The sequence below is a fragment of the Romboutsia sp. genome (assembly GCF_051659545.1).
Classification (GTDB): Bacteria; Bacillota; Clostridia; order Peptostreptococcales; family Peptostreptococcaceae; genus JBOFOR01.
The window spans coordinates 1-4147 of sequence record NZ_JBOFOR010000292.1 but is presented as its reverse complement, the minus strand read 5'-3'; the positions used below and the strand labels follow the sequence as shown (position 1 = coordinate 4147).

General features: G+C 28.8%; 3 protein-coding genes and 1 tRNA gene. 2 read left to right on the top strand and 2 right to left on the bottom strand.

Features of this window, described 5'->3' with window-relative positions; all coding sequences use genetic code 11:
* The first annotated feature begins 214 nt into the window (after positions 1-214).
* Entirely contained in the window at positions 215-841 is a 627-nt protein-coding gene (locus ACRC03_RS17545; RefSeq protein WP_438653896.1) for a heme oxygenase (biliverdin-producing), read from the top strand.
* 133 nt (positions 842-974) lie between these two features.
* Positions 975-1058: transfer RNA gene (locus ACRC03_RS17540), tRNA-Leu, on the top strand.
* A gap of 216 nt (positions 1059-1274) precedes the next feature.
* Here the strand turns inward: ACRC03_RS17540 and ACRC03_RS17535 are convergent.
* Positions 1275-2333, bottom strand: a complete 1059-nt coding sequence (locus ACRC03_RS17535; RefSeq protein ID WP_438653895.1) for a PTS sugar transporter subunit IIC — start codon at positions 2331-2333, stop codon at positions 1275-1277.
* 394 nt (positions 2334-2727) lie between these two features.
* Positions 2728-3999, bottom strand: a complete 1272-nt coding sequence (locus tag ACRC03_RS17530; protein WP_438653894.1) for an amidohydrolase family protein — start codon at positions 3997-3999, stop codon at positions 2728-2730.
* Between the last annotated feature and the right edge of the window lie 148 nt (positions 4000-4147).

The window sequence follows — 4147 nt, the reverse complement described above, 5'->3', positions numbered from 1 at the left end:
ATGTTAATAGGCATAGTAATGATGGGGATAGGAATAGGAACTTTGACAAGAAAAGTAATTAGATAAAGCATATATTTTTTATAAAATATGGCGTAGTAGTAAATATAAATCTTTTCTTAATGTTAAAAAATAAAAAATGTTGTTTAGCTAAAAAAAAACGAGGTATATATATAGTAAATAAAAGACAATAAAAAGTCTATAAGGGGTGAAGGTAATGGATTTAATTACTAAAATAAGAAAAAATACATCAGCTTTACATAAAGCTACAGAAAGTAGTGGTTTTATAAAAAGGCTATCAGATATAAATGCAAGTAATGAAAGTTATGCAGAATATTTATTTAACCTTTCTGCAATGTATAAAGCGATAGAAGATACAATTGAGAATAATAGTTCTAATGAAACTGTTAGAAACTTTGTAACTAAAGAATTATTTAGATATGAATTAATTCAAAAAGACTTAAAGTTTTTAGTTGGAGATAAATTAGAATCAATGGAATTATTACCATCAACATTAGCTTTTGTAGATAAAATTAAGGAAATAAATAAATACGAACCTGAATTAATAGTAGCATATGCATATACTAGATTTTTAGCAGACTTATTTGGAGGAAGAACATTTGCAAAGCTTCTTAGTGAAAAATATGAGATTTCTACAGATGCATTAAATTATTATAACTGTGAAGGTATAGATGACATTAGAACCTATGTAATGAATTATGCTTCAAAAATAAATAATATGAATTTATCAAAAGAGCTAGAAGATAAGTTTATAGTTGAAGTCAATAATGCATATATATATAACTTAGCAATATCAAGTGAATTAGAGGCGAAATTGTATTAAAACAAACTATACATTAAAATACTCAGATTTTTTATCTGAGTATTTTAATGTATAAGTAATTAGTATAAAAATATACGAATTAATGGTTGCTAATTTATAAAAAAAAGACTATACTTAAAGAGTAATAAGATATGCGGATGTGGCGGAATTGGCAGACGCACCAGACTTAGGATCTGGCGCCTACGGCGTGGGGGTTCGACTCCCTTCATCCGCACCAATAACAAAAAATGCGAACCTTTAATCTAAAAAGATAAAGGGTTCGCATTTTCATTTTACAATTACTTAACTTATATTTAAACTAAATTTAATATTTAAAAGATATTATATAAATATAAAATACCCTTTTGAGATATACCTTACGACCTAACTTAAGAGTTAGGTTTTTTTTTACGTAAAAAAGACGTACACATCAGGTACGTCTTTTGATTATATATTAAGCAACATTAGCTTCAACTTCAGAAGAGTTTCCTCTTATTTCATCAGCAGTTTTTATTTTAGTATTTTTAAATAATGCATATCCTATAAATGCAGCAGCTATACTAACGGCTGCACATCCAGCTGCAGCTATTAAAGCAGGAACTCCATTTTGTCCAACTGCAAGTGCAAAACCAGCTATTGCAGTTGCCATACCAGGAGTATCTATAGCAAGAGGTGCAATATAAGTACTTACTAAAGCAACTACTACACCAGATAATGCTCCACCTATAAAGTTAGTAGCAAATACTGGTATTGGGTTTGCAGATATTATATCTGATTGTGTTAAAGGCTCTATAGCAACAGCTATTGTATCTTTCTTTGAACCAAACTTCATTTTAGAGAAGAATATATAGTTCATGAAAGAAGAACCGAATACTGCTAATGCACCTATAGCCATTGGAAGACCAGTTAATCCTATTATAGATGTTAAAGCCATTGAAGATAATGGAGCAGTAGCAACAACAGTTATTAATCCTCCAAGTATTATACCCATGAATATTGGAGATGTATCAGAAGCAGCTAATAAAGCTTGCCCTATTTGCATCAATGTTGAGTTAACTATTGGATCCATAAACATAGCTATTCCTCTTGCAAGTGGAGCTGCTATTAATATTATAACTATTAAATCAAGTCCAGCAGGCGTTTTTTCTTCTAAGAACTTAACTACGAAAGATATTAAGTATCCTGCAACAAATCCTGGAAGTATACCTAATCCTGAAACTGATAAACCTACTAATACAGCGTAAGCTGGAGAAACACCTAGTGCTAATGGTACTAATATACCAGCAGCAACTCCTCCCATAGAACCGTTAGCAGCACCAACTTGTTCTAAGAAGCCTATTCCCATTTGTTGTCCGAATAATGAAAAGTGGAATGCTTCAACTAAGAAACTTGCGCAAGCTGCACTTGCTAATGCACCCATAGCCTTCATACCATGAGGCGCTTTGTAACTGAATAAACTGAATAATGCCAATACTCCTAATAATAAAGCACTACTTGTTAAAATTTCAACCATTTTAAAAATCCTCCTTAAAAATAAATATTATGTTTTAAAATATATATATTCTCTCTTGTTTTCCTGGAGAGTGTTTTCCCAAGTTACGCCTTGGCGGCTTGGTTAGATTACTTATAATTATAAAACTAAATTTAAGATTTGTAAACAAAATTCGACAAGAAAGTTATTAAAACATTAAAAAGTAATAAAAAAACATGTTAAAAACTTAATTCATATAATACTTAAACTAGGTGAATAACAAGATTTTAAAAAGTATTTTATTAAAGAGTATGATAAAAAAATAATTATACTTTTCTTAAAAAAATATATAAAAGAGTATAAATCAATATAAAAAAATAATACAAAAGAAATATTGGATAAAACAACCAATATTTCTTTTGTATTATTTTTATAATTATTTAAAATTAGGCTCTTTGATTAAAACACCAGAAACATATCTATGTATAATGTTTCTATCGTCTCCAAGATATATAAATCTTTCTAATCTCTCTAATAAAGAATAGTTATCATGATTTAAGTCTTCATCATCTATAATTAATGCATCAAAATCATAATCTTTTTCAAAACTACCGACCTTCCCAAAGAAGCTCCCCCCACTTTTAGTAGCTATATAAAAGGCTTCAGATAAAGATAAGAAATTATACTTCTTATTAGAATTTACCCAGTATAATTTAGAAAGTTGAATTGAAGATATTATAGACTTGAATATAGATAGACTATGTCCACCACTAATATCTGAACCTAGGCCAACCTTAACATTAGAATCTAAAAACTTTCTAATAGGCATTGTTCCGCTAGCTAAATTCAAGTTAGAGTCTGGACAATGAACAGCCATGACATTATTTTTTCTCATTAATTCTACTTCCTCTAATGATGAATAAACACAGTGAGCCATTAATGTAGGTGTTTGGCCAAATAGATTATATTTATTGTATGCTTCACCGTAAAAATTAGTGTCAGGATGAAGTTCTTTAACCCAATCTATCTCACTTAAATTTTCAGACATATGAGATTGATTTTTTATATTGTACTTTAAACAAAGCTCACCAAGCCCTTTTAAAAGCTCATTACTACAACAAGGTATGAATCTGGGCGTTACTATTGGTTTTACAATAGAAGTATCTTTATACTTTATTAAGATATCTTCTGTATCTAATAATGATTTTTTAGTATCTTCTATTAGTTCATCACAGCAATTTCTATCCATGTTTACCTTACCTACATAAGCACCTAAACCTGATTCGGAGAATAAATCTAGTAGTTTTATAGAGGCTTCCTTATGTATTGTAGCAAATACAACTATTCTAGTGGTACCGTTTTTCCAAATATCCTTCACAAACTTTTTATACATTTTAGTAGCATAGTCTAAATCTTCGTATTTAGATTCCTCTGGAAAAGTAGTACCATTTAACCAAGGTAAAAGCTCTTTATCCATTGACATTCCTAAATTCCTAAATTGAGGAGCATGGCAATGAAGGTCATTCATTCCAGGAATTATTAATTTATCTCCATAATTAATAATATTGAAATCTTTATATTCAGCAGGTAATTCTTCAAAAACATCTACTACTTTGTTGCTATTTATTACAATAAACCCATTATTCACAATAGTAAATTCAGTAGGTGATTTAGTAAAAATAATATTTCCTTTTAGTATTTTTGTCACAATAAATTTCCCCCTATGTCAAAATTATAATTTAAATATATAATATTCTACACCATGGGATATTATACCATAATAACTAAAAGGATATATATAATAGTAATAACAATTATAAAAAAAGACATAACATATGTATGGAATCATATATTAT

Coding starts and splice junctions, on each gene's coding strand:
- ACRC03_RS17545 (WP_438653896.1), top strand. CDS start 215: ATGGATTTAATTACTAAAATAAGAAAAAATACATCAGCTTTACATAAA.
- ACRC03_RS17535 (WP_438653895.1), bottom strand. CDS start 2,333: ATGGTTGAAATTTTAACAAGTAGTGCTTTATTATTAGGAGTATTGGCA.